Raw genomic sequence first — 25809 nt, forward strand, 5'->3', positions numbered from 1 at the left:
CCTTGTCCCCCTTGTCCCCCTTGTCCCCCTTGTCCCCCTCAGCCTCCTCAGCTCCCTCAGCTCTCTTCTAAGCGGGGCGGCGGTGGATGACTAGAGATTCAATTTTGGCAACGGCGAAGTCTAACAGTAAGCCTGTTAAGCCAATTACCAATACTGCGAGGAAGACGGAACTAAGATTGAGGCGACTCCATTCATCCCAGACAAAAAAGCCAATCCCAACACCACCTGTGAGCATTTCTACAGCAACAATTACCAGCCAAGCGATACCTAAACTAATTCGCAAGCCTGTAAAAATATAAGGTAAACTAGCGGGTAAAATAATTTTAGTTATCTGTCTCCAAGGTGGCATTTCTAAAACTCTAGCAACGTTGATATAGTCTTTCGATACACTAGAAACACCCAAGGCTGTATTAATAATTGTGGACCACAAAGAAGTAATAAAAATTACAAAAATTGCCGAAGGATCTGCCAAATTAAAAATCGCTAAGGCGATCGGCAACCACGCTAAAGGCGATACAGGTTTGAAGATTTGAATAATGGGATTGAGTGCCATCATTGCTGGCTTTGACATTCCAATCAAGAAGCCAACAGGAATTGCTACTGCTGCGCCTAAAGCAAATCCGATTAATACTCTTCGCAGACTTGCCAACAATAGCCAGCCAATGCCTAAATCGCCTGGACCGCGTTGGTAAAATGGATTGAGAATGTAGTCTAAATTCGCTACTAGTGCTTGTGGTGGAGTAGGCATTAATTCGGGATTGACAAGAGCGATCGCCCACCACAAAATAATGATGCCCAAGAAACCATCGGCAGGTAACAGAACAGCATCCCTGATAACAATCGGTCTAACCCTTTTCCACGCAGCTTGTCCGGCTACTGCTAGAGTAGCAAGATTTAACTGAAATATCATATTGATACTCCTCAGAGTTAATCGCAGGTACGTAAAATCGAGCAGTACCAGATAGGAACACTGATGAGTTCAAAACATTAATGAAATAATGCTTACTCTTCAGTCTCCTCTCAATGCCTACGAAGTTAGCTGACGGGCTAGGGCTGAGAGATGCCCCTCTTAAATTAAGATAAGCCCCTTACAATTGGTTCCTCCGTTCTAGCTTCATCTATATACATGTGAAGGACTAGATTAGGCTGACTTACTCTAACTTTCCTAAGATATCATCGCTATTTCTCTACCGTCAATCATTCTGTAGATATATGTATTTATTTGGTAATTGGTGATTGGTAATTGGTAAGTGGTAAGGCAGCGAGCGGAGTTTTTGGGTAGCGATCGCAAATCGCAAATGACAAATGACCAATTAAATCAAAAACCGAATTGTAACGTATATAGCAGCAACTATTAATTGGACTGCCATTACGGGTAAACCATATTTGAGAAAGGTTTTAAATGAAATTCGCCGTCCGTGTTGTTCGGCAATTCCGGCAGCAACTATGTTAGAAGAGGCTCCAACTAAAGTTCCGTTTCCACCTAACGTTGCACCAAACATCATGGCATAAAACAGAGGTAATACTTCTGCTGGCAACTCTCCTGTAAAACTTTTTTCTAGAATTACTGGCGATGCCAAACCAATATTGACTACATACTGTTTGAGTAACGGAACCATTGCCACAACCAAAGGAATGTTTGGCACGACGCTTGAGACTATACCAACAAAAAAGAGTAACGCTAGCGAACCTAAAGCAATATTTTTTCCTAAAATTGCTGCTAGAACACCAGAAAGGCTAGTCACGACGCCAGTTTTCTCTAGTCCACCAATTAAGACGAAAATGGACATAAAAAATATTAACGTACTCCAATCGACATCTCGCAAAATATTATTAACTGTATCAATTTTGCTATGATGTGACAGTAACAATGCTAAAGCTGCACCTAATAAAGCTACCGCAGCAGGAGAAATTGGAATTGGTAACATTTCCCCAATAACAAAGAATGTTAAAACACCAGCAATCAAAACAATCCCTAATGTTAAAACTTGAGGATGATTAATTTTTGGATGGGGAAGATGTTCTAAATCTTCTAAATCTTTATGCCAAATTTTACGAAATAGAAATGGTAGCATTGCAACCACAGTAATAACTGCAATAACTCCACCTAAACTGAGGCGCGCGAGGTAATCAATAAAGCTGACGTTTACGGCATCTCCGACAATAAATGTAGCTGGATCTCCTACCAATGTTAGTAATCCGGCACTGTTGGCTACGAATACCATTAAGATGAGTAGTGGTACAAAGTTTACCCCTACTTCCTCTGCAATCGGAGGAATCAGCGGTGCTAGTAACATAACTGTTGTAGCATTGGGCAAAAAAGCGCAAATTGGAGTTGTAATTGCCACAATTCCCAGTAGCAAGCGCTTGCCTTGTCCTTTAGCTAAAATCACAATTTGGGTGGCTAAATAATCAAAAACTTTTGTAGGTTCAAAAGCTCGTACCAACACCATTACGCCAAAAAACAAAGCAATGGTAGAGTAGCTATTACCAATATATCCAATTGCTTCATTTAGCGTTAACACATTTGTAAAAACAAGAATTAATGCTCCTAAAAATGCCGCGATAGTCAAGTGTATCCATTCTGTCATCACGAAAAAGATGACACTAAGGAAAGTAATAGTGCTAGCGATCGCCTGCCAGTTTTCCATATTATTACTACTGGTTTGATTATTAATTATTCTAACCAAAGTTATAGAGCTTTACATCCATACAAAACTCTACTAATGCGCTTGATATTTATTGGTAGTTAGCTACATACGGCTAAGGTAATGAAGCGATCGCATCTGTTTGTGATTCCGCAACTATAGCAGTTCTATTTGATGCTTGAAATTCAAGCCTAGTAGAGTGGGCGTTGCGTGCCTGACAATTTTTCAAGGCGAATTGCTTTATTTTTACCAGTGATTTTTGTGGGATTTTCATCTGCTATTTTTCAGTCTCTTCAAGTGCAGGTACAACAGGCTTAACAGTACGAGCCTTGGAAGCTGAACCAAGCAGCACATTATTGATAATGTTGCTTATTTCAGTCTCCTCTCAACGCCTACGGAGTTAGCTGACGGGCTAGAACTGAGAGATGTTCTTCTTGTCAAGGATGAATTATGAAGATCTGAACTCGATACTCGTTCTTGCTAATTCATCTTTAAACCAGATAAGCCCCAGATTTTGGTTCCTCCGCTCCAGTTTTACTAAAGTCTTGAACTCCTCAACACAGACACCACTGGATTAGGCTAACTGTTTTCAAACTATTGAAGAGAAATTTAACATTCTTACTCAAATTCGTCAAATTATTCCGGGTAGCGTGCAATTTTTGCAGACAATTACAATAACATCAAGCCAAAATTTTCAGCAGGGGAATCGAGCTGCTATTAGTGTCGAAAAGCTTTTCAGCTATCTCTACGGGGCAGAAATGCGGACGAACCACTGGCGAAGTACCATAGCATTGCTTACCGAAGTATCGAACGATAGAGTGGTTCCACCATCTGGCAGGTTCCTATAAACTGAAGATTGCCATGCCTATCTCTATGCGTGCTTGAAGTGATGCAAGATTTCAGTCAACTGCTGCTCGAACGAAGCGATACGATTTTGAAGGACTGGATTGCTGCCATTCGTGCAGATGACCAAATTGAAACAGCTAACGAACTGCCGTACAAGTCTTTGCAAGACAGCATACCGCGCGTAATTCAAGCGATGGCAACAGTGCTTTCTCAATCACAAGATAGCGATTTGAAGACACTAGTAGAGGTGAGTTTAGAACACGGTGTCATTAGGGCAGAACAAGGATTTGAGGCTGGGGAAATTGCCCGAGAGTATCGAATTCTGCGTCATGTTATCTTCTCTACCATTGAGACAAGCTTGCAGACAAGCTCAGCGTTAGAGGTGATTCGTGCTTTTCGGTTAATTGATACTGTCATTGATGAAGCGATCGCCCGCTGCTTTAAAAGCTACACCGAGCAACGATTGGCAGAACTACAACAGCTACAAAGTCAACTGACACTCAACAATCAGGAATTAACGCGGCTGGTGCGGGCAAATCGCGAAAACCTTTCTCATCTCGCCCACGAACTGAAAACTCCTTTGACTTCGATCATTGGCTATGCCGATTTATTTTTGCGCCTACAGCGGAAAGACAGAGTTGAGGTAAAAGATAGCTACGCCAATATAGAACATATCGAACAGGTGTTAAGCGGTGGTAGGCATTTATTACACTTGATTAACGATGCTTTAGAAATCTCGCGATACGAAGCAGGGCAAATGCAACTTCAGCCTGCAATAGTCGAGATTCGCGAGCTAACAAGCGATCTTGTTGCTATGATGCAGCCTGCGGCACAAGCCAAGGAACTCAAATTGAGCCTCGATTTAGATTCAGCCCCAAAAGAAGTTGTCACGGATTCGTTACGATTGCAGCAAATTGTGACGAATCTGATTAGTAATGCGATTCGCTACACGCTAGATGGAAAGATTTTGGTGAAATGTTGGACGATCGATCGCGAACGATGGGCGATCGCAGTTGCCGATACAGGCGTGGGAATTGCGCCAGAAGCACAGCAGCGCGTGTTTGAACCCTATTTTCAAGCCGGAACGATCGCCACACCCAACAGCACGGGTTTGGGGCTAGCGATCGTTTCGCGCTTAGTCAAGCTGTTGCAGGGAAAGATTGAATTAGCCTCTGAGGTTGGAGTTGGTTCGACATTTACAGTGACTTTTCCGCTCAAAGTTAAAACAAAATAATATTCCGCGATCGGCTATTTGTAATTTATTATTTTTGACTGTTAAGCTAAAATCATCTTATTTTAATTATTCTTAATTAAGAAATATTAGACAATTGCTAAAACTTTCTATTGTTGAGCCAATTTTTCTCAGAATTTTCTAAATTAATAATTGCGATCGCTTAGCAGAAATAGGCAAAAGTATTTATGCCGTTCTGAGTGTAACTACAGAAGAAATGAAGCTACATAGTTAAAGCGAACCGTTATTTAATTATGGGTGTAGCTATTAAAGTATGCTCTAATCGCTTAAGTATAGAGCATATTTTAATTGACTAGGTTGCTATAAAAAAGCATGAGGAACTCGAAAAATGAAACTTGACCGTCGTTATTTATCTTTTGGACTCGTCTTACTATTGCAAACAATCTGGCTGGCTCCAGCAGGCTCGGAACCACTAAAACTGCGAAACTCAGAACTAAAATTAGAGCGATCGCAAATGCTCGTAGCGAAAAAGCTAACATTAGCGTCAGGAACTAAACTGCAATTAGAACTAGCTGAAGAACTTAGCTCAAAGACAGCACAAGAGGGAGATATTGTTGTTTACTATGCAGCAACAAATGTCCTCTCACCAACCAAAGAAATTTTGATTAAAAAAGGAGCGCGAGCGACTGGAAAAGTTACTGAAGCAAAACGCGCTCGCATGTTTGGTAAAAAAGGACAATTAAACTTTACTGTGGAAGAAATTGAAGCAGTGGATGGTACTAAAATTCCGTTGCGATCGACTGTGGAGAAAAATGGTAAAGGTCGGGGTGCAACTATGGTAGCTGTGGCAGCACTTGTCAGCGTATTTGGCGTATTTATTAAAGGCAAAAATATCACCGTAAAACCAGGCACGTTGGTAGAAGCCTATGTAGATTATGACACGGTAGTTGAGACAGCCAGTCGCGCGCTATAAGGAAGTAACAGTAGATTCGTGGGGTGCGTTGATAACGCACCCTACCAGCTATTGTATCCAACCCCAGCTTTTGCTTTGTCCTGTAAATAGAGTCGAGCGATCGCTGTTATTTTGAGCCAAGTTCAAACTCAGGTTATGAATAGCTTGTTGATCGGACTTGACTTCTAGCAGTTTCATAAATACATTAAACTCTTGCTGATAACTTGGTTTTTCTAAAATTCTCTGATATACAGTTCTTAATTCCTTTTCAATAATTTGTTGAGCCTTAGCATCATCTTTAATTGGCTCTAACTGTACTTGAATTGATTTAAGTTCCTTTCGCAATACTTGCGTTTCTTCAGAAACAGGTAATCGACTCAGCATATTAGATAGCTTAATTTGAGCCTGTTTCGCCAATGACTTGCTTTGAGTTTGTTGATATTGGACTTTAGGGAGATTAGCAGCGTTTGAGTTAGCTGAATTTGGAACTTCTGTTACGGGTGTAAACAGTGTCAAGCCAGAAAAGAAAACTCCACATACAATACACATAATATGATTTTTACCTATTAGATTAGCGGATTAAGTATATACGTACATAGTTTACCGAGCGAATTCATTTTGTAGGTAAAGAATGCGCAAAGACAGGCAAAAAAATATTAAAAATCAATTAATTCTTGTGAGATTTCACGCATGTTTATGCAAGCTTTATAAAGTATTGAAATTATGAGAATATCGTTTGACTGACAAATAGAAGGGCGATCGCTCTCCGAACCGTTAACTGTCAACTGTCATATTTTCAGTAAGGGACAAAGAATTGATATGCTAGAAGGCTGGAAGCTCAAAGATTGAAACCATGCCTGCGTCGTCTACTGCAACCGTTACCAGTTTTCCCTTAACTGCTGTCGTGGGACAAGAAGCCATTAAAATAGCCCTGCTGCTAGCAGCCGTCGATCCTGGTTTGGGAGGAGTCGCGATCGCAGGTCGTCGCGGTACGGCAAAATCAGTCATGGCGCGGGCAATTCATACCCTTTTACCGCCGATTGAAGTTGTTAAAGGTTCTTTTTGTAACTGCGATCCCAATCGCCCTGAAGAATGGGACGACGAACTAAGTAGAGACGTTACATGTAACGTCTCTACAGAGGGTAACGTCTCTACAGAGGGTAACGTCCCTACAGAAGTGATTCCCGCACCATTCATACAAATTCCTTTAGGCGTGACAGAAGACCGACTTTTAGGTTCGGTGGATGTAGAACAATCGGTCAAACAGGGAGAAACCGTATTTCAACCAGGACTGCTGGCACTTGCCCATCGTGGCGTGTTGTATGTCGATGAAATTAACTTACTCGACGACAGTATTAGCAACCAACTGCTGACGGTTTTAACCGAGGGACGCAACCAAATCGAACGGGAAGGAATTAGTTTTGGGCATCCCTGTCAGCCTTTATTTATCGCTACGTATAACCCAGAAGAAGGAGCGTTACGGGAACACCTGCTCGATCGCATCGCGATCGCTCTTTCTGCGGATGGCGTGCTAGGTCTAGACGAACGAGTACAAGCAGTAGAACAGGCGATCGCTTACACCACCTCACCGCAGCAGTTTCTCCAGCAATACGCCGAAGATCTCGACAATCTCAAAACTCAAATTATCTTGGCGCGAGAGTGGCTCAAAGACGTACAAATTACCCACGAGCAAATTGCCTATTTAGTCGATGAAGCGGTACGCGCTAGAGTCCAGGGACACCGCGCCGAACTCTACGCCGTGCGAGTCGCCAAAGCCGCCGCCGCTTTAGAAGGCAGAACCACAGTTACAGCCGAAGATCTTCGTCGCGCCGTAGAATTAGTCATCGTCCCGAGAGCAACAGTCGTACAAACTCCACCCGAAGCACCACCCCCACCACCTCCACCACCCCAAAACCAAGACGAACCCGAAGATGAGTCTAACCAGGAACAGGAGGAGCAGGAAGAGAAGGACGAACAGGAAGAACCTGAAAACGAGCAAACACCGCCCAACATTCCTGAAGAATTTGTCTTTGATGCCGAAGGTGTAATTCTCGACGACAGCGTGCTTTATTTCGCACAGATGGCACAGCGGCGGGGGAAGTCCGGCAGTCGCAGTTTAATTTTCTCCGAAGATCGGGGACGATACGTCAAACCGATGTTACCCAAAGGTCCCGTGCGACGAATTGCAGTAGATGCCACGTTAAGAGCAGCTGCACCTTATCAGAAGGCACGGCGGGAGAGGCAGGGAGCAGGGAGCCTGGGAGTGCAGGGAGTAGAGACAAGGGAGACAAGGGAGACAAGGGAGACAAGGGAGACAAGGGAGACAAGGGAGACAAGGGAGACAAGGGAGACAAGGGAGACAAGGGAGACAAGGGAGACAAGGGAGACAAGGGAGACAAGGGAGACAAGGGAGCAACTACCAACTACCAATTACCCATTACCAATTACCAATTACCCACAAAAAAGAGTTTTTGTCGAGCAGGGAGATATCCGCTCGAAGCGACTCGTCCGCAAAGCGGGAGCATTGATCGTGTTTGTGGTTGATGCTTCTGGCTCGATGGCGTTGAATCGGATGCAATCAGCTAAGGGGGCAGTTTTTCAGCTCTTGACAGAAGCGTATGAAAATCGCGACCAAGTGGCGTTGATCCCGTTTCGTGGCGAACAGGCAGAGGTGTTGTTGCCTCCTACCCGTTCGATCGCTTTGGCGCGTAAACGATTGGAGTTGTTGCCTTGTGGTGGCGGTTCGCCCCTAGCGCATGGTTTAACACAAGCGGTACGGGTGGGTATGAATGCTCAAATGGCGGGAGATATCGGACAAGTGGTCGTTGTGGCAATTACCGACGGTCGAGGAAATATACCTTTGGCGCGATCGCTAGGCGAACCTTTACCAGAGGGAGAAAAGCCCGATATCAAGAAAGAACTACTGGAAATCGCCGCTAGAATTCGCGGATTGGGAATACAGCTGTTAGTCATCGATACTGAAAATAAATTTATCTCTACAGGTTTTGCTAAAGAACTAGCTCAAACTGCGGGAGGAAAATACTACCACCTACCAAAAGCTACTGACTCCGCGATCGCTGGTGTTGCTAAAAGTGCAATTAATGCGATTAGGGGTTAGGGAGTCGGGACAAGGGGACAAGGGGGAACTCGCTCTTCCCCACGACCGAAGGGAGTGGGGATTAGGGGGCGAAGGGGGACAAGGAAGAAGAATTTTACCAACTACCAATTACCCATTACCAAATCACCAATTCCGAATTCCGAATTCTCTCCACTCACTTTTAACTAGATTTAACTTCTATCTGCTAGCAATCCAGATATATTAAGAGGATTGTGTAGCTATTTGTGGCTGCTTATGGATAAAGTACGCGACCCAGCTACCAAGTATGCCATATATGTAGCTACGGCAGTCTTGGTACTGGGTTTTATCATTACGCTCGTTCGCAACGGAATACAAATTCTGGCTGATGCCACTTTCTGGTTGGGTTTGTATGGCTGGTTGGCTGCCGGGATCGTTGTCGGCTATTTAGTTTATCTGGGATTGCGAATTTTAGGATGGCGCTCTTCGGAGGAGGCGGAGCCAAATGTAGTGGATACCTCAGGGGTTATCTATAGAGCGATCGCTCCAACCGCAACTGAAAGAGGAACTGAGGCAATCGCCACTCGTTCTAAAATCTCGGCGGGCGAACTTCCACCCTGGGAAGTTGCCGATCTCCCCGCACCGCCGCCATTTAGTTTTAATAATGCGATCGCTCTGATTGGACCTGGAGCAATTCTCTTGGGGACTTCGATTGGTAGCGGCGAATGGCTGCTGGGTCCAGCGGTGACGGCTCAGTACGGTGGTTTTATGTTGTGGATTGCCACGACTTCGATTATTCTCCAAGTCCTCATGAACATGGAGTTTATCCGCTACACCCTGTATACGGGCGAACCAATTTATACAGGTTTTATGCGGACTAAACCAGGACCCCGCTTCTGGGCAATTTTTTATTCCGTCCTGGCGTTTTTGCAACTAGGATGGCCTGGGTGGGCTTCTTCGGCGGCTACGGCTCTGACTGCGATGTTTGTCGGCGATATTCCTGGACCGGAACACGCAGAAACGATTAAAGCATTTGGTTTATTCTGGTTCCTATCTACAGTGGCGATCGTTGCTTTTGGAGCCAAAATTGAGCGGACGATGGAAGTCGTGCAATGGTTTTTTGTTGGGGCAATCCTCCTGTTCTTAATTGTCATTGCCCTGGGTTTTACTGCACCCGAGACGTGGGGTCGAGCGGCAATGGGTTTTCTCCGCTTCGGCACGATTCCCCCTAATGTTGATTGGCTGAAAGTGGGAGGCTTTGCGGCTTTTGCTGGTGCGGGAGGAGTCTTAAATGGAACGCTGAGTAACTGGTTTCGCGATAAGGGATTGGGCATGGGAGGCGTAGTGGGATACATTCCGGCACTGATTGGCGGTCGCCGTATGTCTCTGACTCCCACGGGTAAAGTCTTTCCCTTAACCACCGAAAACAAGAAGCGTTGGCGTGAATGGTGGAAGTATGCCATTACCGACCAATATGGTGTGTGGGTGCTGGGATGTTTCTTAGGAATGGGACTGCCAGCCTTGTTGACTTTGCAGTTTATTCCGCCTGGAACTCGCTTTGACAACCAATTTGCGATCGCCGTCTATCAAGCTCAATACCTATCGCGGGAAGATACCACTAGCATTATGTGGTTTATTACTCTGTTGGTAGGCTTTTGGATTCTCTACAGTACCCAACTTGGCATTACTGATGTTTTTGCGCGTATGGTGACAGATATGGTGTGGTCGGGCAGCAGCCACATTCGCGCTTGGCGAGGGGAGATATTCGTTTTGTTTACTACAGCATCCTCTCTTTGTTTACTCTGTGGGGAGTTTTTATTCTCTTATCAGGGATCAAGCCCTTTTTCTTAATTCTCCTGAGTGCGAACATTGCTGGCTTAAATTTTGTCTTTCTAGGTTTGCACGCTCTCTATGTCAATCGCAAATTTCTCCCTGCCGAATTGCGATCGCCGCTATGGCGAGAGGCGATTGTTTTACTCTCAGTCGTGTTTTTCGGTTTTTTCTTCTGCCAAGCCTTACCGAGTATTATCGGACAGTTTACCCAAGGAGGATAATGTATCGTTCTTAACTAAGTAGTTGTCTACTCTATTAAGATCGATCCCTCACAAATTGGGAAACCTCATGAATCAAATCAGTTCTAATCGTCGGATTGTCTGTCCTCAATGCGGTTACGACGATAACCCTTTTACAGCTAACCACTGTTTGAATTGTAACTCTCGCCTCCGTAGTCAATCTGCTGATGGGGGCGATCGCGATTCTCTATCGAGGCGTAATAGCATTCCTTGGTCAGTCATACCTTTAGCAGGACTGCTATTAGTCACACTAGGGTTATTTGTTCTCTGGCGGAACAGTCAACCGCCAACGCCTCCCTCATCCCAACCACTAACATCTCAAGCTGATTTCCCGAGAGAATGGCAGCTCTATAACTCCTTGCGGGATGTCCCTGATGTTCCTGAAGGAGTTTTCCTCTATGGCGGCGCTATGGCTTCAGCTGCCTTACGTGCCAAGAATATACAAAGTGAAATTACCCGCGCCCATCCAAAATTTCGCCTGCTTTATACCGATCCGCTCAACGTCCCGCCCGACTCTGGCAAGGGCATTGAAATGACGGCTAATGGAGAAATTAGTTTCTCCGAGTCCTTTCGACCCATTCAGCAATCGGAATACAATATAGTGCGATCGCGCGGTTACACCCTCAAACAAGTTCCCGTAGCGCTAGGAGGTATTGCCTTCTACAGCCATCCTGGGGTGAAGTTATCTGGTATATCCTTGGGTCAAATCCAAGAGATTTACAGTGGCAAAATTACGAATTGGCGACAACTGGGAGGATCGAATCTACCAATTGTTCCCGTCAGTCAAGACCCCGATGCGAAAGCGTCTACGAGTTTTCTGTTGCAAGGAATGCCGAGTTCCCAACGGCGGTTTGGTAAAAATGTACAAATTGTCCGCGATACTACTAGTGCAATTCGCAAAGTTGCTGCAATACCGGGAGGCATCGGCTACGGCGCTCAGGCTTTAGTAGTCGGTCAACAGACAGTTGAGCCACTCAGTTTGGCAAAGGGGCGATCTCGTAACTACGTTCCAGCAGCCGCTCCCGATGGTACGGTGAACCAGCAAGCCCTGCTTGATGGTTCCTATCCACTGATTCGCCGGATCTTCGTAGTTTATCGCGAGGATGGCAGTTTAGATGAAGTGGCTGGAAGAGCTTACGCTAACCTGCTGCTATCCACAGAAGGTCAAAAACTCGTCGATCGAGCGGGTTATGTACCGATTCGGTGAGGAGTGAGGAGTGAGTGACTAGTGGCTTGTGGCTGGTGGCTAGTAGTAAATAGGGTGTGGCGTGTGGCGTGTGGGGCAAAGAGAGCTGAGGAGAAATTACTGGTAACAGGTCACTGGTAACAGGTCACTGCTCCCTACTCCCTGCTCCCTGCTCCCTATAAAATTTACACAAATAAAATTAGGTGCTTTACATTATGTCGCAAAATCATCCTTTACCTCGTTTGATTCTCGCTTTTGTGGCTGGATTTTTATCAGTTTTACTATTTCATCAATTAGCACTATTGTTGTTACATAGTATTGGTTTTGCACCTGCTAAGTTAACAGCTTATGCGATCAAATCAACACAACCGTTCGGCATTCCTCGCGTCTGGTCTCTTGCTTTTTGGGGCGGTGTTTGGGGGATTGTATTAGTCTTATTCGTTTCCTTTTTTCGACAAGGGTTGGGAATTTGGGGGACAACACTGCTATTTGGCGCGATCGCACCTAGTCTTGTTAACTGGTTTATTGTCATGCCCCTAAGAGGCGAACCTGTCGGTGGTGGCTGGCAACCCAACGGTATTGCTACAGCCTTAATTCTCAACGGCATTTGGGGTTTAGGGACAATTTTGCTCTACCGCTTAATTTCCTTAAGCGTACTCGGTCGCAAACGACGCAGCACCAACGGTTTAGAATCGGGAGAACGAGAAAGAATTCGCCACTAGATGTCAGTTGTCAGTTATCAGCGATCAGTGACTAGTGACTGGTGGCTAGAAAAGAATCCAGCCACTAGTTGCTAGCCACTAGCCACGCACCACGCACCACCTTTCTTATGAAAGTTCATCAAACTAAAATTATTTGCCGTGTCTGCGGTTACGATGATAATCCTAGTAACGCCGATCGCTGTCAGCGTTGCCACTCCACTCTTAACCGCAGTTTTCCCGAATCTGCCAAAAATTCTCAAACTAAAAACTCGTCTGCTTTTCCCTGGTCGGTCATACCGCTGATTGCGTTATTGTTGGGAACGGGTGGGATGTACTGGTTCTACAGAAGTCATACAACTGCTACTTTGAAAGATAAACCAAGTGCAGTTGTTACGCCCACACAGCAACCGCTAGGAAAACAGCCTCCAGCAATAGCATCCAATACAGCGGATATTCAAACCTATGCGTCGATGCAAGATGTTCCTAACGTTCCTACAGGTGTGTTTAATTATGGCGGCGCAACCTGTTTTGCTGCTATGACTGCCCACGGAATGCACTCTAGTATTGCCAAAGTGCGTCCAAATTTCCATCTACGCTATACCGAACCACCTGTTAACGTTCCGCCGGGTTGTAGTACCGGGATCGGTATGTTGCTTGATGGCGAACTCAGTTTTGCTCAAAATGGTCGCTCCGTGTCAGATGCAGAGTATCGCAAAGCTAAAGAACGTAACTTTACTCTGCAACAAGTGCCAGTGGCAATTGATGGCATTGTATTTTTTACCCACCGCAACGTTCCCTTACCTGGACTGTCGGTGAAACAACTTCAAGATATTTTCTTGGGCAAAGTGACTAACTGGAAACAGCTAGGGGGACCCAATCGAGCGATCGCGCCTATTTCTCAAGACCCCAAGGTTCACGCTTCGCTCAAATTATTGCTGAGCGATCGCGTCAACAATTTGGGTCGTAATGTCAAGATCGTGCGCGACTACACCACAGCCATGCGAAGAGTTGCTGCTACCCCTGGGGCAATCTCTTACAGTTCGGCTTCTATTGCTGTCGGACAGCGATCGATTCATCTGTTGGGCATAGCTAGAGGTAGTTCTAAAGATTACGTCTCCCCTGTTGCAGGCGAGCGCGTCAATGTTGCTGCCTTGCGCGATGGTTCTTATCCCATTACTCGCCGTCTATTTATCGTCATCCGTCGCGACCGCACTCCCGACGAACAAGCAGGAGTTGCTTACACCAACTTGTTACTCTCCCACGAAGGACAGCAAATTGTTGAAAAAGCTGGATTTGCAGCAATTCATTGAATTGAAATGCATTTGCAAGTCGCCATGCGACTTGCAAATATTCTCTCCTCAACTCACAGTCACGGGATGGCTGACAACCGCATTGTACAAATAGCCTTTAGCGTTGAAAGGTACTGAAGCTGGTTGGGTATTGCCTTTAGTATCTGTAGCCTTTGCCTGAAGCTGATATTTGCCAGGACGAGCATTCCAATCTACATCCCATCTCACCCAAGCTCCATCAAGGTTAGGCTCTCGGAGTCGTGCCGCTTGCCAGGTCTTGCCCCCATCAAGGCTGACCTCAACTTTGGCAATTTTACTGCCAGCAGACCAAGAACGCCCTCGCAATAAATGTTCTCCTGCGGGCATTTTGGCATCCCAAGCCAGCTCGAAAGCACTTTTGATATTTTGCGCCGTGATAATCGTGCCTTTAGCAGGGGGATTGGGTTGATAGTCGGAGCCGATTAAGACATAACTTTCCGTGTTCCATGTGGAAAACAGAGGTTTTTCTGAAACTTCAATCCGCCCTACCCATTTGATACTAGCCGCACCCAGCCAGCTTGGAACGAAGGCACGGATGGGGAAACCGTGGTCTGCTGGTAGAGTTTGCCCGTTCATCGCATAGACGAGCAATGTATCTTCCTCTAATGCCTTCGCCAGGGACATCGGACGACGAACTTTCTTTTCGTCTAACCCTTCTGGCATTACGTCTTTTGCGGTGCGTTTGACTCCTGCGAGTTGCAGAACTTCCCGCAAAGGTACGCCCGTCCATTCTGCTACACCGATCGCGCCCAGTTTCCACGGCGCTCCGTCGGCTTTTTTCCCCTGGACGGATTCAAAAAAGCTGCGACCGTTACCAGCGCACTCTAGCGCTCGAATCACCGAGACTGATGGTAGAGAAAGGAGTTCGTCGTAAGTAAACTCTCTCGGACGAGACACCCCAGATCCTTCAACCCGCAAGCGCCATGTCTTCTGGTCGATTTTGGGGGTAGCCGTGTGGTTGCGGACGTAGAATAGCTCGTTGGGAACGAGATAGCCTCGGTCATACATGGCTTCCCAACGCATTTCTTGTTGAATGCCTTTGTAATCGTAAAAAAGTTCTGGAGGAACTGATTTAACTACCTCCCCAGCAGCCAGAGCGGGTTCTTCTAGCCGTAAGCGTGGTAAACCGCTACCAATTGCTATTCCCGCACCGACAGTCATAAATTGCAGGAATTTCTTGCGCGACATACCTAAAGTTTTCGCTTTCTGCCAGATAAATTCATCGGCTCTAGCTTGCTGGTAAACTTTTTCGACTAGCAGATCGTTTTCCTTCATGCCTTATATCTCCAGTCGAGTAAATAAGAACAATATTAGGGCTAATTGAGAAATTTTCAAGTAAACAAACAGTTAAGATGGCAAATGAAACTTCTGAAAAACACTGGGCATTTAAATATAGCTATTTCGCTAGATAACAAATTAGTTTTAATGTATAGCGATTCTCGTTATGATGCGATACATTCGTAGGGCGCACAGCTGTGCGCCCCTACATATCTTGTATTTCATCGAATTGAAAAAGGCTATAGTAATTCCAAACTGAGATGGACTTATACCAGTTTTTTGTAACTATATGTCACAGACTATATGTCACAAAGATATGCGACAGCAGATCCCCTAACTCTCCTTGTAAAAAAGGGAACCAGTGGAGAGGAAATTTTGGACAAAAATAAAGAGAATTAGTATTGGTGTTAAGACTATCATCGATCGCCGATTAGTTATTGGTCATCAACCAAATATGAATCGTACTAAAAGCGTTTTTTAATTAGATATTTTATGACTCAAATAAGCCTTGTATTTATGTCTTAGCTGTAAAACTTGAACAAAGACCTACAAAGTCAAGACGCGGAATTTTGCGCCTCCGTAAGCTTGACATTTAAGTAAAAGCTTATATATCCTAATATTTAAGTGAATGCTTAAATATTGTATGAGTAGACCCGCTGCGGGGGGAGATATTTTTCAGGCGATCGCCGATCCAACGCGACGAGCATTGCTGGATCGGTTGCGTGACGGCGAACAACCAGTAAAACAACTGGCTGAACCTTTTGCCATGTCTTTACCAGCCATTTCTCAGCATTTGCAGGTGTTGTGTGAAGTAGGCTTAGTTACCCAACGGCGGGAAGGACGACAGCGGCTTTATCAATTGAATCCTGCACCTTTAAAACAAGTGTCGGAGTGGGTATCGCATTACGAACAGTTCTGGCAAGAGAAATTAGCTGCTCTCGGTGCATATTTGGAGAATAACCGATGCTCAGAGGATTAAAGACCAAAGTTTTCTATCCTTACTCACCGCAGCAAGTCTGGCGGGGACTCACCGAGAGGCGATCGCTTGCCGCATGGTTGATGGACAATGATTTTGAACCGCAGATCGGTCACAAATTTCAATTTCGCACTCATTCCCTACCAGGTTTAGATGGTGTTATCCGTTGCGAAGTTTTAGAAATTGACGCACCAAAACGACTTGCTTACAATTGGCAGGATAGTTATATGAGTCAGCCTTCGATTGTGATTTGGACGCTGACACCTGTTGATGGCGGGACGCAACTTCAGCTAGAACACCGCGAGTTAAATTACGCAACACCTCAGTTACAGGAGGTACGCATTTGTAACCAGAGATCTCGAACTCCCCTAGATCCCATTAACAAGGGGGGACAGATGCTCCCTTTTCAAGGGGGTTGGGGGATTTCAATGCAGTGACTCATGCTGTAGAGGCGATCGCTCCCAGTTCTACATTTTCACCTACGCATATTGGTGCAGCTCAAATTTTAGAAAGTGTTATTCTCCATTCTTTGTTGAATGGTGGTTGGAATGACAAGCTCGATCGACTACCAAATGTTTTAGCGAGCTTTTTTGATAATAACGGGTAACTAAATTCTGCTTCCTCACTCTCATTCTCGCTCAGACAATTAAAAATGTATAGCTGTAAGTATACGCCTCGACGCAAGATTTAAGTTTGAATTAGGAGGCTATAAAGATGAGTTTTCCCAAACAGTCAAACATTCCTTTTTTTCCTCAGTTTTCAGCTTATGGAGAGAGTTATTTCAATATTTACTCTCGCTTACTAGCTACAAGAGTAATCTTTTTAAGAGGTGACATTACAGAAGAAATAGCTAATTCAATTGTAGCGCAGATGCTATTTCTCGATACGGAAGATTCAGGACGAGATCTTTTTCTATATATCAATAGTTCAGGTGGTTCAGTTACGGCTGCATTGACTATTTACGATACAATGACTCAAATTCAGGCGGATATTTGTACCGTCTGCGTTGGAACTGCAAAGGGAATGGCTGCATTATTACTTTCTTCCGGCACAAAAGGAAAAAGATCGGCTTTACCAAATGCCCGAATTGCGATCGCACAGCCATTAGCTAGCACTCAAGGGAAAGTAAGCGACATCGAAGTTACAGCTAGAGAAATTGCACATTTAAGAGAAACAGTTAATAGCATACTTTCTATTAATAGCGATCGGGCAATAGAACAAATCAAATTCGATACAGAGCGAGAATTTTATCTCAACGCTGAAGCAGCAAAAGAGTATGGATTGATTGACAATATTATTCAAAAGTTGACTGTGTAATTGATTAGTAATTGATAATTGGTTTTGCTTTTTAACTTTTAACTTTTAACTTTCCCATCAAGGAGCAAATATGAAAATTTTAGTTATCGGGGGAACGAATTTTATTGGTCCTGCTGTAGTTAGGCAATTGTATGCAATGGGACACGAAGTTACCGTTTTCCATCGAGGAAAAACAGCAGCAGACTTACCCGAAGGAATACAACATATATTAGGCGATCGCTCCGCTCTTAGCCAGATGAAAAGTGAATTTGAGCGTCTTTCGCCTCAAGTTGTCGTCGATATGTTTCCCTATACCGAGGCAGATGCGATCGCGCTGATGAATATATTTCACGGTATCGCAGAGCGCGTTGTTGCTATTAGCAGTATGGATGTCTATCGCGCTTATGCAGTATTTCTGCAAATTGAATCGACTCCAGTTGAGCCGGTTCCCCTAACTGAAAATTCAGCCTTGCGCCAGCAGCTACATTTATTTCGGGAAATGGCTGAAAGACCGCTGAACGCTCCGGCAGATTATGAAAAGATTTTGGTCGAACGGGTAGTGATGAATTCTGCCGATTTAACTGGTACAATTGTACGGTTGCCAATGGTTTACGGGACGCAAGATCCTCTCAACCGTCTATTCCCCTACTTAAAGCGAATGGATGAAGACCGTCCGGCGATCGTCTTGCCAGAAAGCATAGCTCAATGGCGCGGTTCCTACGGGTATGTAGAGAATGTTGCTTACGCGATCGCTTTGGCAGCTACAAACGAACGTGCTAAGGGACGTATTTATCATGTTGCAGATGCAGAAGTTTTAACTGAGGCAGAAAGACTGAGCAGAGTTGGACGAGTCGCAGGCTGGCAAGGCAAAATTGTGACTGTTGCCACAGAATCTTTACCGACAGACTGGAACCTACCATACAACACGGCTCAGCACTGGCTGGTAGATACCACCCGCATTCGGCAGGAACTCGGTTATAGCGAAGTCGTCACGCTAGAAAAGGCGCTAAAAACAACAATTGACTGGCAGCGATCGCATCCACCAACAGAAATTTCTCCGTGGACTGGAAAAGAATTACTCGACTACGCTACTGAAGATCGCATTTTGAAAAGTATTTAATATCAATTGTAAGGTGGACATTGCCTACCTTACACACTCAATAGAGGATGAGATTAGGGGTGAGGGTAATGATATGAAAACTAGCCTCTACCAACTACCAACTACCCATTACCCATTACCCATTACCACTTTTTTATGAAAGCCTTAGAAGCGTATAATCTCAAAAAAACTTTCCGCCGCAACAAACAAAATGTACCAGCCGTGAAGGATGTTTCCTTAACTATCTACCCAGGAGAGATCTTAGCTTTTCTTGGTCCCAATGGTGCAGGTAAAACAACTAGTATCAAAATGATGGCGGGTTTAATTCAGCCTGATTCTGGTTCAGTGAGAATTGTAGGTAAAGATCCTCATCGCAATGCTTCAGCGTTACAAAACCTGGGTGCAGTTTTAGAAGGGAATCGCAACCTTTACTGGCGATTGACTCCAGAGGAAAATTTAGAATATTTTGGCGTATTAAAAGGACTGAATCGACGAGAAGCGCGTCTTGCCGGAAGAGATCTTTTAGAAAGATTTGACTTGTTAGCCAAGCGACATACTCCTGTAGAGCAACTCTCACGGGGAATGCAACAGAAATTAGCATTTGCTGTAGCTTTAGTTCATCGTCCCAAACTTTTATTATTAGATGAACCAACTTTAGGATTAGATGTAGAAGCAACTGAGGATGTAAAAATTCTCGTCCGCGAAATTGCTGCTACCGGTTGTGCTATCTTGCTGACAACTCACCAATTACAAATAGCAGAAATTTTATCAGACCGAATTGCCATTATTCAAAAAGGCGAGATTTTGGCAGAAGCACCCACACAAAAATTGATTCAACAATTTTCTGGTACAGCTTACAAGATAGAAATGGAAACCGCTTTAGATGAAACAAGAATAATAGAATTAGAAACAATTGGTTTAGAGATTGAATCCAGAAGATTTATTTACATCGATCGCCCGGAATTACTCTATAAAGTTCTTGCTATTCTCCAGCCTTTACCAATTCAATCTGTGGCAAAAGAACAAGCTAATCTAACAGAAATATTTTTACAGATTGTGAAACAAGGTAATAATATTAATGATTGAGTTATTTTTTGCAGAATTGAAACGAACTTGGATTTTACAACGTCGCTATCCAATCGAAGTTGTTGGTATTATTATAGTTACTGTTTCAATTTTTTATGGATTGTTTTTGAGCGCTCGTTACGTTGCTGGGGCGAGTTTTCAATTAGGCGATCGCCTCGATTCAATAGTTATTGGCTACGTGCTTTGGAGCTTAGTTTTATTTGTTATGGGCAACGTTGCTAATAGAATTCAGTACGAAGCTCAAACTGGCACGCTCGAACAACTTTTTCTCTCTCAATTCGGGGCAGTCAAAGTATTTTTAATTCGATCGCTAGCAGCGATAACGTTGCAATTAGCTTTTGTTTTGAGCATTTTATTAACTATAATGCTCTTAACTGGCAGCCGTCTCGATTTTCCTCCAGTTTTGATTTTACCTCTCATAACTGTATTGATGGGAGCGAATGGGATTGCTTTTATAATTGGAGCTTTAGCTTTATTATTTAAGCAGGTAAGCCAATTACAAGTCATATTTCAATTTGGTTTATTATTTCTCCTAGCTACTCCCATAGAAGCATCGACGGGATTTGCCCGAGTCTTAGCAAGTCTATTACCAATTACTCCCAGTGCAGGAATATTACGAGCTTTGATGGCACGCGGAGAGAATTTAAATTTAACTCACATAGCGATCGCTTTCATCAATGGAGTCGTATATCTTGCTCTAGGGATAGGACTATTCCGACTAGCAGAACGCCAAGCAAAGAAACGCGGAATTTTAGGCGGATATTAATCAGTGACTAGTCACTCATCAACAACTAACAACCAACTGGTTGCGAACACAGAACTTGCTTCATCGTTTGCAATAATTCTTGGGCTGTGTAGGGTTTTGCTAAAAAGGCTTGTACTTCTATGTCTGTCATTCCATGAAATTTGTCTTGAGCGGCTAAACCACTAGTAGCAATAATTTTAGTTTGGGGATTGAGTTTTTGTATAGTACGAATTGTGGTAATACCGTCCATTGCAGGCATTAACATATCAATTAAGATTAAATCTATCCGATCGCGGTGTTCTGCGTAGGTAGCGATCGCCTCAATTCCGTCACTAGCAGTGACAACTTTATAATTAAAAGTCTCTAGAGAAGTTTTTGTTGCCTCGCGCACGCCAGCTTCATCATCCACAACCAAAATCAACTCACCGTTCCCATAGGGCGTGTCTTGTTCTGTCTGCCGATAATATTCTACAACTGCCACTGCTGGTAGATAGACTTGAAATTCCGTACCTCTACCGAGTTCGCTCCAAACTTGAATAAATCCATTGTGACCTTTAACAATACCCATGACAGTGGATAGTCCCAGTCCCGTGCCTTTACCGAGTTCTTTGGTCGTGAAAAATGGCTCAAAAATTCTTTCCTGAGTTTCCAGCGACATTCCCTGACCTGTATCTCTGACGGTAACGACGATGTAGGAGCCAGCTTTTGCCTCCAAGTTCATCCTGGCGTAGTGTTCGTCTGCTGTAAAGTTTTCGGCAGAAATTGTCAACGTTCCACCATTAGGCATGGCATCGCGAGCGTTGACGCAGAGATTCATTAGGACTTGATGCAATTGAGTGGCATCCCCAGAGACAGACCACAAATTAGAGGCAATGTTAGTCTGAACCTCGATCGATTTTGGAAAGGTTTGTTTGGCAATTTGGCGAATTTCTGAGATTAAATGCTTAATTTGTAAGTTTGTATACGTTCCCTCTAAACCTCGTGCAAAAGAGAGTACCTGCTTGACTAAAGCCGCACCCCGTTTGGCGTTGGTAACGACAATTGGCAAAAGTCGCTGACTGCGCTCGTCGTGCATTTGAGATTCCAGTAGCTGAGCTGTCATCAGAATTGGTGCTAGGACATTATTCAAATCGTGAGCAATGCCGCTGGCAAGAGTGCCGATACTTTCCAAACGCTGAGCGCGTAAAAATTGAGCTTCTAAGAGTTTTTTCTCGGTAATATCAGTATTGACGACAAGAATTGACTTAGGCTGAGCTTGGCGATCGCGTACTAAGGTCCATCGACTGTAGACGACAATTGGTTTCTCGTTTTTAGTGACTTGATGTAGTTCGCCTTGCCAAGTGTCTGTTTGCTTTAAGGCTGTGTGAATCTCTAGCAGTTGATCGACGAGACTCTCGTTGTAGATTAATAAGTTAGGATTTCGCCCGATCGCCTCTTGTGCTTGCCAACCGTAGAGACGTTCTGCTCCCTTGTTCCAATATAAAACTTTGTCATCTAGCGATCTAACAATAATGGCATCGGTGGCGACATCGAGTAATTCGGCTTGGGCGCGAATTTGTTGCTGAGTGTGCTGGCGTTCGAGGGCGTAGCGAATGGAACGTTCTAGTAAAGGGGCGCTCAACTGAGTTTTTTCTAGATAGTCGGCTGCTCCTGCCTTCATCGCCTCGATATCGATTTCGCGATCGCCTTTGCCCGTGAGTAAAATTATGGGTGCGGCACAACCTTCAGCTACGGCAGCTTGAAGCAATTCTAAACCATTGCGATCGCCCAAGCGGTAGTCGAGCAAGTAAATATCGTGTTGACACTGGGCGATCGTCGCTATTGCCTCATCATAAGAACTTACCCAGTCTAAATCGAATGTCGTGCCTTGAGCTGCTGCCAACCAGTCTCGCGTCAAGACATAATCGTCCTCGTCGTCATCAACTAAAAGTACTTTGACTCGCTCAGTGTCCATGTCCGTTTCCCACCGATTGCAGTGGTAGTTCTACAATTTCAAACCAGTATTTACCAATAGTCCTCATGACCTCTACTAAGGAAGCAAAGGTGACTGGTTTAGTGATATAGGAGTTAGCGCCTAATTCATAACTACGATAAATATCTTCCTCGGCTTTGGAAGTTGTCAATACCACTACTGGTATATGTTTTAACTGCGGGTCTGCCTTAATTTCCCGTAGTGCCTCGCGTCCGTCTTTCTTGGGCATGTTGAGATCGAGTAAAATCAAGCCTGGACGAGGGGCAAGCTTCAGGTCAGTATATTGACCGCGCTGATGTAGGTAATCCATTAATTCCTCGCCATCGCGCACGAGATAGAGATCGTTAGCCAAGCGACTTTCTGCCAGCGCTTCTCTTGCTAACATGCAATCGTCTTCGTCATCGTCAGCCATGAGAATTGTGACAGTGGTGCGTCGCCCTTTCACTCCGAGTTATCTCCTACGAGTTGTTTAATTGGCAGGGTAACACTAAATTTAGCTCCTTGCCCTGGACTACTTTGAGCTGTAATATTGCCCTGATGTCGTTCGACGATTTTACGGCAAATCGCTAGTCCGATTCCTGTACCCTCGTACTGACTGCGACTGTGCAGGCGTTGAAAGACATTGAAGATCCGATCGAGATACTTTTGCTCAAAACCGATACCATTATCCTCTACCATAATTTGGCATGATGTGGCGATCGCCCCATCTGTAACTGGTTGGTGTTGGGAATCAAATAGTTGGCTGAAAAGCTTAACCACTGGAGGCGTATCTTGTTTGTGAAACTTCAGTGCATTACTCAAAAGATTTTGTAATAACTGCTGCATCTGTACTGGGTCAGCATCAATTTTAGGAAGGGAACTAACTTCCACCTTACCCCCAGTCTGCTGTATCCTCACCTCTAGATCGGATAATACTTCTTTTACGACTCGATTGAGATCGACAGTTACAAAAGGTTGCGCTTTAGTCGTGACGCGGGACAGCATTAAGAGATCGTCAATCAGAGTTTGCATCCGTCCGGCTGCATTTTGCATTCGCTCCAAGGAATCGAGTCCTTGCTCGTTGAGAAGATCTCCGCAACTGGCTTTCAAGCGGTTGCCAAAGGCTTGAATTTTTCGGAGTGGCTCTTGCAAGTCGTGGGAAGCAACGGAGGCAAATTGTTGCAGTTCCGCGTTAGAACGGGCAAGTTCTTGCGCGTAGCGGGTTTCTTCGGCTAGCATTTGGGCTTGGGCGAGAGCAATGCCGATTTGATCGCTCAATTGCCGTAACAATTCGGTTTCAAAGCTGCTCCAAACGCGGGGACTACTACATTGATGGGCAATCAGCAAACCCCAGAGTTCTCGCTTGAGGAAAATCGGCACGACGAGATTAGCTCGGACTCCATATTGTTGCAGAAGTTCTTTGTGGCAAGCGTGTATTTCTGCTGGCTCGACATCATGAATAGCGCTGATGCGTCCTTGTCGATATTTTTGAATGTATTCCTCCTCAAAACAAGGATCGTAGATATGTTGTCCTAAAATCGCTGGATAGCCGTTGACTACGGCTTCCCGCACGACATTTCCAGAACCATCCAACCATAGGCGAAAAATAATCACCCGATCTGCTCGGAGAAACTTTTGAATTTCGTTGACGGTAGTTTGGAGGATCGATTCTAGTTGGAGCGATTGACGAATTTTCAGGGTAATTTCGGCAAATAATTGCGATCGCAAATTTTGGCGTTGTAGTTCTGCTTCGGCTCGTTTGCGTTCGGTGATGTCGCTGCCAATACCCAAAAATCCGGTAATCTTACCGTTAGCATCGTACATGGCGCTAATTGACAATAAAACGGGGAAGCGGCTGCCATCTTTACGAATGTAAGTCCATTCTTGCTCGGTTGGTTCTCCCCGTCTTGCTTTAGCAACAAACACCTCAAACCCTGGTTCGATTGTCACTCCCAGTTCTTGAGTCAATTCTCGCGCCCGACTGACGACTTCTTCGCGATCGTGAATGATTACGGGTGTGGTTTTACCAACAATTTCTGAGGCGGAATAGCCCAATAATTTCTCGGCAGCAGCATTAAAGGTGAGGATTGTCCCGTCAGTGGTGGTAGAAATTATCGTATAGTTAGCGCTGTTGAGAACTGCTTGTTGCAACTGCATAGTTTGTTGCAGTTGGTTTTCCATCCGTTTGCGATCGGTGATATCGCGTGTAAAGCAGCGCGTGTGGATAAATTGCTTGTCTTTCCAAAAAACGTTAGAGCCGATCGATACATCTCGGATAGAACCATCTTTGCATAACAACCGCGCCTCGTAGTCGCACAGTGTCTCGCCAGCATTGAGGCGTTGCAGAATATCGTCGATAACTTCTCGATCGGCGTGAAACTTGGCAATGTGTTGTCCGATGTACTCTTCGCGAGTGTAACCGAGCAGATTTAATTCAGCTTGGTTTGCCCAGACAATAATTCCATCTGCTCCTACCCAGTGTATGCCGACGCTGGCATTTTCTAGAAAATCAGCCAGTTCTCGTTCTCGCGTGCGGGCGATCGCCTCTAGGCGTTTGCGCTCGTTAATATTTTGGAAATATACTGATATACCATCTTGAGATGGATAGGCATGAACGGCAAACCAAGTATTGAGCGGAGGATAGAACTCTTCAAAAGCAACTGCAATTTGTTGCGCTCTTGCTTGGCGATACTCCTGGTCAAAAGTAGAACCCACTGCTTCGGGAAACTCATCCCAAATACTCTTACCAATTAACTCCGCTCTCGTTTTTTGTAGAAATACTTGGGCGTGTTGATTGATGTAGGTAAATCGCCACTCATTATCTAAGGTAAAAAAGCCATCGCTGATACTTTCTAAAATATTGGTAACTTGTTGGCGCGATGCTTGGGCTGCGTCCGTAGAGGCGCGTAATTCTGCCATCGTCCGACTAGCTTGTAATAAATGCCGTACTCGCTGCCGTAAAACTATGTCGTTAATTGGTTTGGTAATAAAATCAGTTGCACCTGCATCAAAAGCGAGTTGGAGCGATTCTGCATCATCTAGCCTTGTAACGATTAATATTGGCACGCTATCGCCATCGGGAAAACTACGCAAGTGCCGACAGCAGGCAAACCCATCCATCACGGGCATAACGGCATCTAGCAATACGAGACTGGGATGAAACTGAGTGTAAGCCGCTATTGCCTGTTCGCCATTCTGCGCCTCTACGACCTGATATCCAGCCTGTTCCATCACTCGGCGCATGTGCTGCCGCATGAATTTATCGTCGTCTACAACCAAAATCGTAGTAGCATCAAGAATGGGAGCGTTGTCCATAGCTTACGCTTAGACTAAATTTTTTGGCGTTCTAATTGGCAGAGCTATTTATACTCTATTAA

General features: G+C 44.7%; 23 protein-coding genes and 2 riboswitches. Of the genes, 16 read left to right on the plus strand and 7 right to left on the minus strand.

The features are described from left to right. Nucleotides 1-67: 67 nt before the first annotated feature. Together ntrB and M5J74_RS08195 are read right to left on the minus strand one after the other, a co-directional pair. A complete protein-coding gene (ntrB, locus tag M5J74_RS08190) occupies nt 68-910 on the minus strand; it encodes a nitrate ABC transporter permease (protein ID WP_250016255.1) in 843 nt (280 codons plus the stop codon). A 99-nt stretch (nt 911-1009) separates the two neighbouring features. Beyond that, nucleotides 1010-1158: riboswitch (cyclic di-AMP (ydaO/yuaA leader) on the minus strand. Between the two features lie 155 nt (nt 1159-1313). Beyond that, the gene (locus M5J74_RS08195) at nt 1314-2651 is read right to left on the minus strand and encodes an ArsB/NhaD family transporter (RefSeq protein ID WP_106218843.1); all 1338 of its coding nucleotides are present in this window, start codon (nt 2649-2651) and stop codon (nt 1314-1316) included. Nucleotides 2652-3022: 371 nt separating this feature from the next. Beyond that, a riboswitch (cyclic di-AMP (ydaO/yuaA leader) is annotated at nt 3023-3239 on the minus strand. Between the two features lie 298 nt (nt 3240-3537). On the opposite strand from M5J74_RS08195, the gene M5J74_RS08200 reads away from it, so the two are divergent. Then, nucleotides 3538-4728, plus strand: a complete 1191-nt coding sequence (locus tag M5J74_RS08200) for a sensor histidine kinase (protein WP_250016256.1) — start codon at nt 3538-3540, stop codon at nt 4726-4728. A gap of 346 nt (nt 4729-5074) precedes the next feature. Continuing rightward, entirely contained in the window at nt 5075-5659 is a 585-nt protein-coding gene (locus tag M5J74_RS08205) for a hypothetical protein (RefSeq protein WP_015153648.1), read from the plus strand. Nucleotides 5660-5707: 48 nt separating this feature from the next. Here the strand turns inward: M5J74_RS08205 and M5J74_RS08210 are convergent, their stop codons facing one another. Next, nucleotides 5708-6187, minus strand: coding sequence for a hypothetical protein (locus M5J74_RS08210; RefSeq protein ID WP_015153649.1), 480 nt, complete (start codon nt 6185-6187; stop codon nt 5708-5710). A 304-nt stretch (nt 6188-6491) separates the two neighbouring features. On the opposite strand from M5J74_RS08210, the gene M5J74_RS08215 reads away from it, so the two are divergent. From M5J74_RS08215 to M5J74_RS08245, 7 genes are all read left to right on the plus strand, one after another. After that, entirely contained in the window at nt 6492-8756 is a 2265-nt protein-coding gene (locus M5J74_RS08215; protein WP_250016257.1) for a VWA domain-containing protein, read from the plus strand. Beyond that, a complete protein-coding gene (locus M5J74_RS08220; protein WP_250016258.1) occupies nt 8740-8961 on the plus strand; it encodes a hypothetical protein in 222 nt (73 codons plus the stop codon). The genes M5J74_RS08215 and M5J74_RS08220 overlap by 17 nt, the downstream gene beginning before the upstream one ends. 29 nt (nt 8962-8990) lie before the next feature. After that, nucleotides 8991-10565: an Nramp family divalent metal transporter gene (locus M5J74_RS08225; RefSeq protein WP_250016259.1), complete on the plus strand. Its 1575-nt coding sequence runs from the start codon at nt 8991-8993 to the stop codon at nt 10563-10565. Nucleotides 10566-10612: 47 nt separating this feature from the next. Further along, the gene (locus M5J74_RS08230; protein WP_250016260.1) at nt 10613-10768 is read left to right on the plus strand and encodes a hypothetical protein; all 156 of its coding nucleotides are present in this window, start codon (nt 10613-10615) and stop codon (nt 10766-10768) included. Between the two features lie 67 nt (nt 10769-10835). Then, entirely contained in the window at nt 10836-11993 is a 1158-nt protein-coding gene (locus tag M5J74_RS08235; RefSeq protein WP_015153652.1) for a PstS family phosphate ABC transporter substrate-binding protein, read from the plus strand. Nucleotides 11994-12187: 194 nt separating this feature from the next. After that, nucleotides 12188-12694 (plus strand): hypothetical protein, encoded by a 507-nt coding sequence (locus M5J74_RS08240; RefSeq protein WP_106547487.1) that lies wholly within the window; start codon nt 12188-12190, stop codon nt 12692-12694. A gap of 107 nt (nt 12695-12801) precedes the next feature. Continuing rightward, complete coding sequence (locus M5J74_RS08245; protein ID WP_015153654.1) at nt 12802-13983, plus strand: substrate-binding domain-containing protein; 1182 nt, start codon at nt 12802-12804, stop codon at nt 13981-13983. 48 nt (nt 13984-14031) lie between these two features. Here the strand turns inward: M5J74_RS08245 and M5J74_RS08250 are convergent, their stop codons facing one another. Continuing rightward, nucleotides 14032-15276, minus strand: a complete 1245-nt coding sequence (locus tag M5J74_RS08250) for a sulfite oxidase (RefSeq protein ID WP_250016261.1) — start codon at nt 15274-15276, stop codon at nt 14032-14034. 646 nt (nt 15277-15922) lie between these two features. On the opposite strand from M5J74_RS08250, the gene M5J74_RS08255 reads away from it, so the two are divergent. The 7 genes from M5J74_RS08255 (at nt 15923) to M5J74_RS08285 (ending at nt 20502) form a co-directional block, all read left to right on the plus strand. Next, nucleotides 15923-16258: a helix-turn-helix transcriptional regulator gene (locus tag M5J74_RS08255; protein WP_015153656.1), complete on the plus strand. Its 336-nt coding sequence runs from the start codon at nt 15923-15925 to the stop codon at nt 16256-16258. After that, nucleotides 16243-16692, plus strand: a complete 450-nt coding sequence (locus M5J74_RS08260; protein WP_250016262.1) for an SRPBCC domain-containing protein — start codon at nt 16243-16245, stop codon at nt 16690-16692. The genes M5J74_RS08255 and M5J74_RS08260 overlap by 16 nt, the downstream gene beginning before the upstream one ends. Continuing rightward, nucleotides 16689-16862 carry a hypothetical protein gene (locus M5J74_RS08265; protein ID WP_250016263.1) on the plus strand — a complete coding sequence of 58 codons (174 nt, stop codon included), beginning with the start codon at nt 16689-16691 and terminating at the stop codon, nt 16860-16862. The genes M5J74_RS08260 and M5J74_RS08265 overlap by 4 nt, the downstream gene beginning before the upstream one ends. A 107-nt stretch (nt 16863-16969) precedes the next feature. After that, nucleotides 16970-17572: an ATP-dependent Clp protease proteolytic subunit gene (locus M5J74_RS08270; protein WP_250016265.1), complete on the plus strand. Its 603-nt coding sequence runs from the start codon at nt 16970-16972 to the stop codon at nt 17570-17572. Between the two features lie 70 nt (nt 17573-17642). Next, complete coding sequence (locus M5J74_RS08275) at nt 17643-18671, plus strand: NAD-dependent epimerase/dehydratase family protein (protein ID WP_250016267.1); 1029 nt, start codon at nt 17643-17645, stop codon at nt 18669-18671. Nucleotides 18672-18806: 135 nt separating this feature from the next. Then, entirely contained in the window at nt 18807-19736 is a 930-nt protein-coding gene (locus M5J74_RS08280; protein ID WP_015153660.1) for an ABC transporter ATP-binding protein, read from the plus strand. Further along, nucleotides 19729-20502, plus strand: a complete 774-nt coding sequence (locus tag M5J74_RS08285) for an ABC transporter permease (RefSeq protein ID WP_015153661.1) — start codon at nt 19729-19731, stop codon at nt 20500-20502. Before M5J74_RS08280 ends, M5J74_RS08285 begins: the two co-directional genes overlap by 8 nt. A 25-nt stretch (nt 20503-20527) precedes the next feature. Here M5J74_RS08285 and M5J74_RS08290 read toward each other — a convergent pair whose 3' ends face one another. The 3 genes from M5J74_RS08290 to M5J74_RS08300 are packed head-to-tail and all read right to left on the minus strand — an operon-like array spanning nt 20528 to nt 25747. After that, a complete protein-coding gene (locus M5J74_RS08290; protein ID WP_106170199.1) occupies nt 20528-22435 on the minus strand; it encodes a response regulator in 1908 nt (635 codons plus the stop codon). Further along, nucleotides 22425-22898, minus strand: a complete 474-nt coding sequence (locus M5J74_RS08295) for a response regulator (protein ID WP_015153663.1) — start codon at nt 22896-22898, stop codon at nt 22425-22427. Before M5J74_RS08295 ends, M5J74_RS08290 begins: the two co-directional genes overlap by 11 nt. Next, nucleotides 22895-25747 carry a PAS domain S-box protein gene (locus M5J74_RS08300; RefSeq protein ID WP_250016269.1) on the minus strand — a complete coding sequence of 951 codons (2853 nt, stop codon included), beginning with the start codon at nt 25745-25747 and terminating at the stop codon, nt 22895-22897. The genes M5J74_RS08295 and M5J74_RS08300 overlap by 4 nt, the downstream gene beginning before the upstream one ends. Nucleotides 25748-25809: the final 62 nt, after the last annotated feature.

Source organism: Chroococcidiopsis sp. CCNUC1 (assembly GCF_023546805.1).
Lineage (GTDB): Bacteria > Cyanobacteriota > Cyanobacteriia > Cyanobacteriales > Chroococcidiopsidaceae > Chroococcidiopsis > Chroococcidiopsis thermalis.

Coding starts and splice junctions, on each gene's coding strand:
- ntrB (WP_250016255.1), bottom strand. CDS start 910: ATGATATTTCAGTTAAATCTTGCTACTCTAGCAGTAGCCGGACAAGCT.
- M5J74_RS08195 (WP_106218843.1), bottom strand. CDS start 2,651: ATGGAAAACTGGCAGGCGATCGCTAGCACTATTACTTTCCTTAGTGTC.
- M5J74_RS08200 (WP_250016256.1), top strand. CDS start 3,538: ATGCAAGATTTCAGTCAACTGCTGCTCGAACGAAGCGATACGATTTTG.
- M5J74_RS08205 (WP_015153648.1), top strand. CDS start 5,075: ATGAAACTTGACCGTCGTTATTTATCTTTTGGACTCGTCTTACTATTG.
- M5J74_RS08210 (WP_015153649.1), bottom strand. CDS start 6,187: ATGTGTATTGTATGTGGAGTTTTCTTTTCTGGCTTGACACTGTTTACA.
- M5J74_RS08215 (WP_250016257.1), top strand. CDS start 6,492: ATGCCTGCGTCGTCTACTGCAACCGTTACCAGTTTTCCCTTAACTGCT.
- M5J74_RS08220 (WP_250016258.1), top strand. CDS start 8,740: ATGCGATTAGGGGTTAGGGAGTCGGGACAAGGGGACAAGGGGGAACTC.
- M5J74_RS08225 (WP_250016259.1), top strand. CDS start 8,991: ATGGATAAAGTACGCGACCCAGCTACCAAGTATGCCATATATGTAGCT.
- M5J74_RS08235 (WP_015153652.1), top strand. CDS start 10,836: ATGAATCAAATCAGTTCTAATCGTCGGATTGTCTGTCCTCAATGCGGT.
- M5J74_RS08240 (WP_106547487.1), top strand. CDS start 12,188: ATGTCGCAAAATCATCCTTTACCTCGTTTGATTCTCGCTTTTGTGGCT.
- M5J74_RS08245 (WP_015153654.1), top strand. CDS start 12,802: ATGAAAGTTCATCAAACTAAAATTATTTGCCGTGTCTGCGGTTACGAT.
- M5J74_RS08250 (WP_250016261.1), bottom strand. CDS start 15,276: ATGAAGGAAAACGATCTGCTAGTCGAAAAAGTTTACCAGCAAGCTAGA.
- M5J74_RS08255 (WP_015153656.1), top strand. CDS start 15,923: ATGAGTAGACCCGCTGCGGGGGGAGATATTTTTCAGGCGATCGCCGAT.
- M5J74_RS08260 (WP_250016262.1), top strand. CDS start 16,243: ATGCTCAGAGGATTAAAGACCAAAGTTTTCTATCCTTACTCACCGCAG.
- M5J74_RS08270 (WP_250016265.1), top strand. CDS start 16,970: ATGAGTTTTCCCAAACAGTCAAACATTCCTTTTTTTCCTCAGTTTTCA.
- M5J74_RS08275 (WP_250016267.1), top strand. CDS start 17,643: ATGAAAATTTTAGTTATCGGGGGAACGAATTTTATTGGTCCTGCTGTA.
- M5J74_RS08280 (WP_015153660.1), top strand. CDS start 18,807: ATGAAAGCCTTAGAAGCGTATAATCTCAAAAAAACTTTCCGCCGCAAC.
- M5J74_RS08285 (WP_015153661.1), top strand. CDS start 19,729: ATGATTGAGTTATTTTTTGCAGAATTGAAACGAACTTGGATTTTACAA.
- M5J74_RS08290 (WP_106170199.1), bottom strand. CDS start 22,435: ATGGACACTGAGCGAGTCAAAGTACTTTTAGTTGATGACGACGAGGAC.
- M5J74_RS08300 (WP_250016269.1), bottom strand. CDS start 25,747: ATGGACAACGCTCCCATTCTTGATGCTACTACGATTTTGGTTGTAGAC.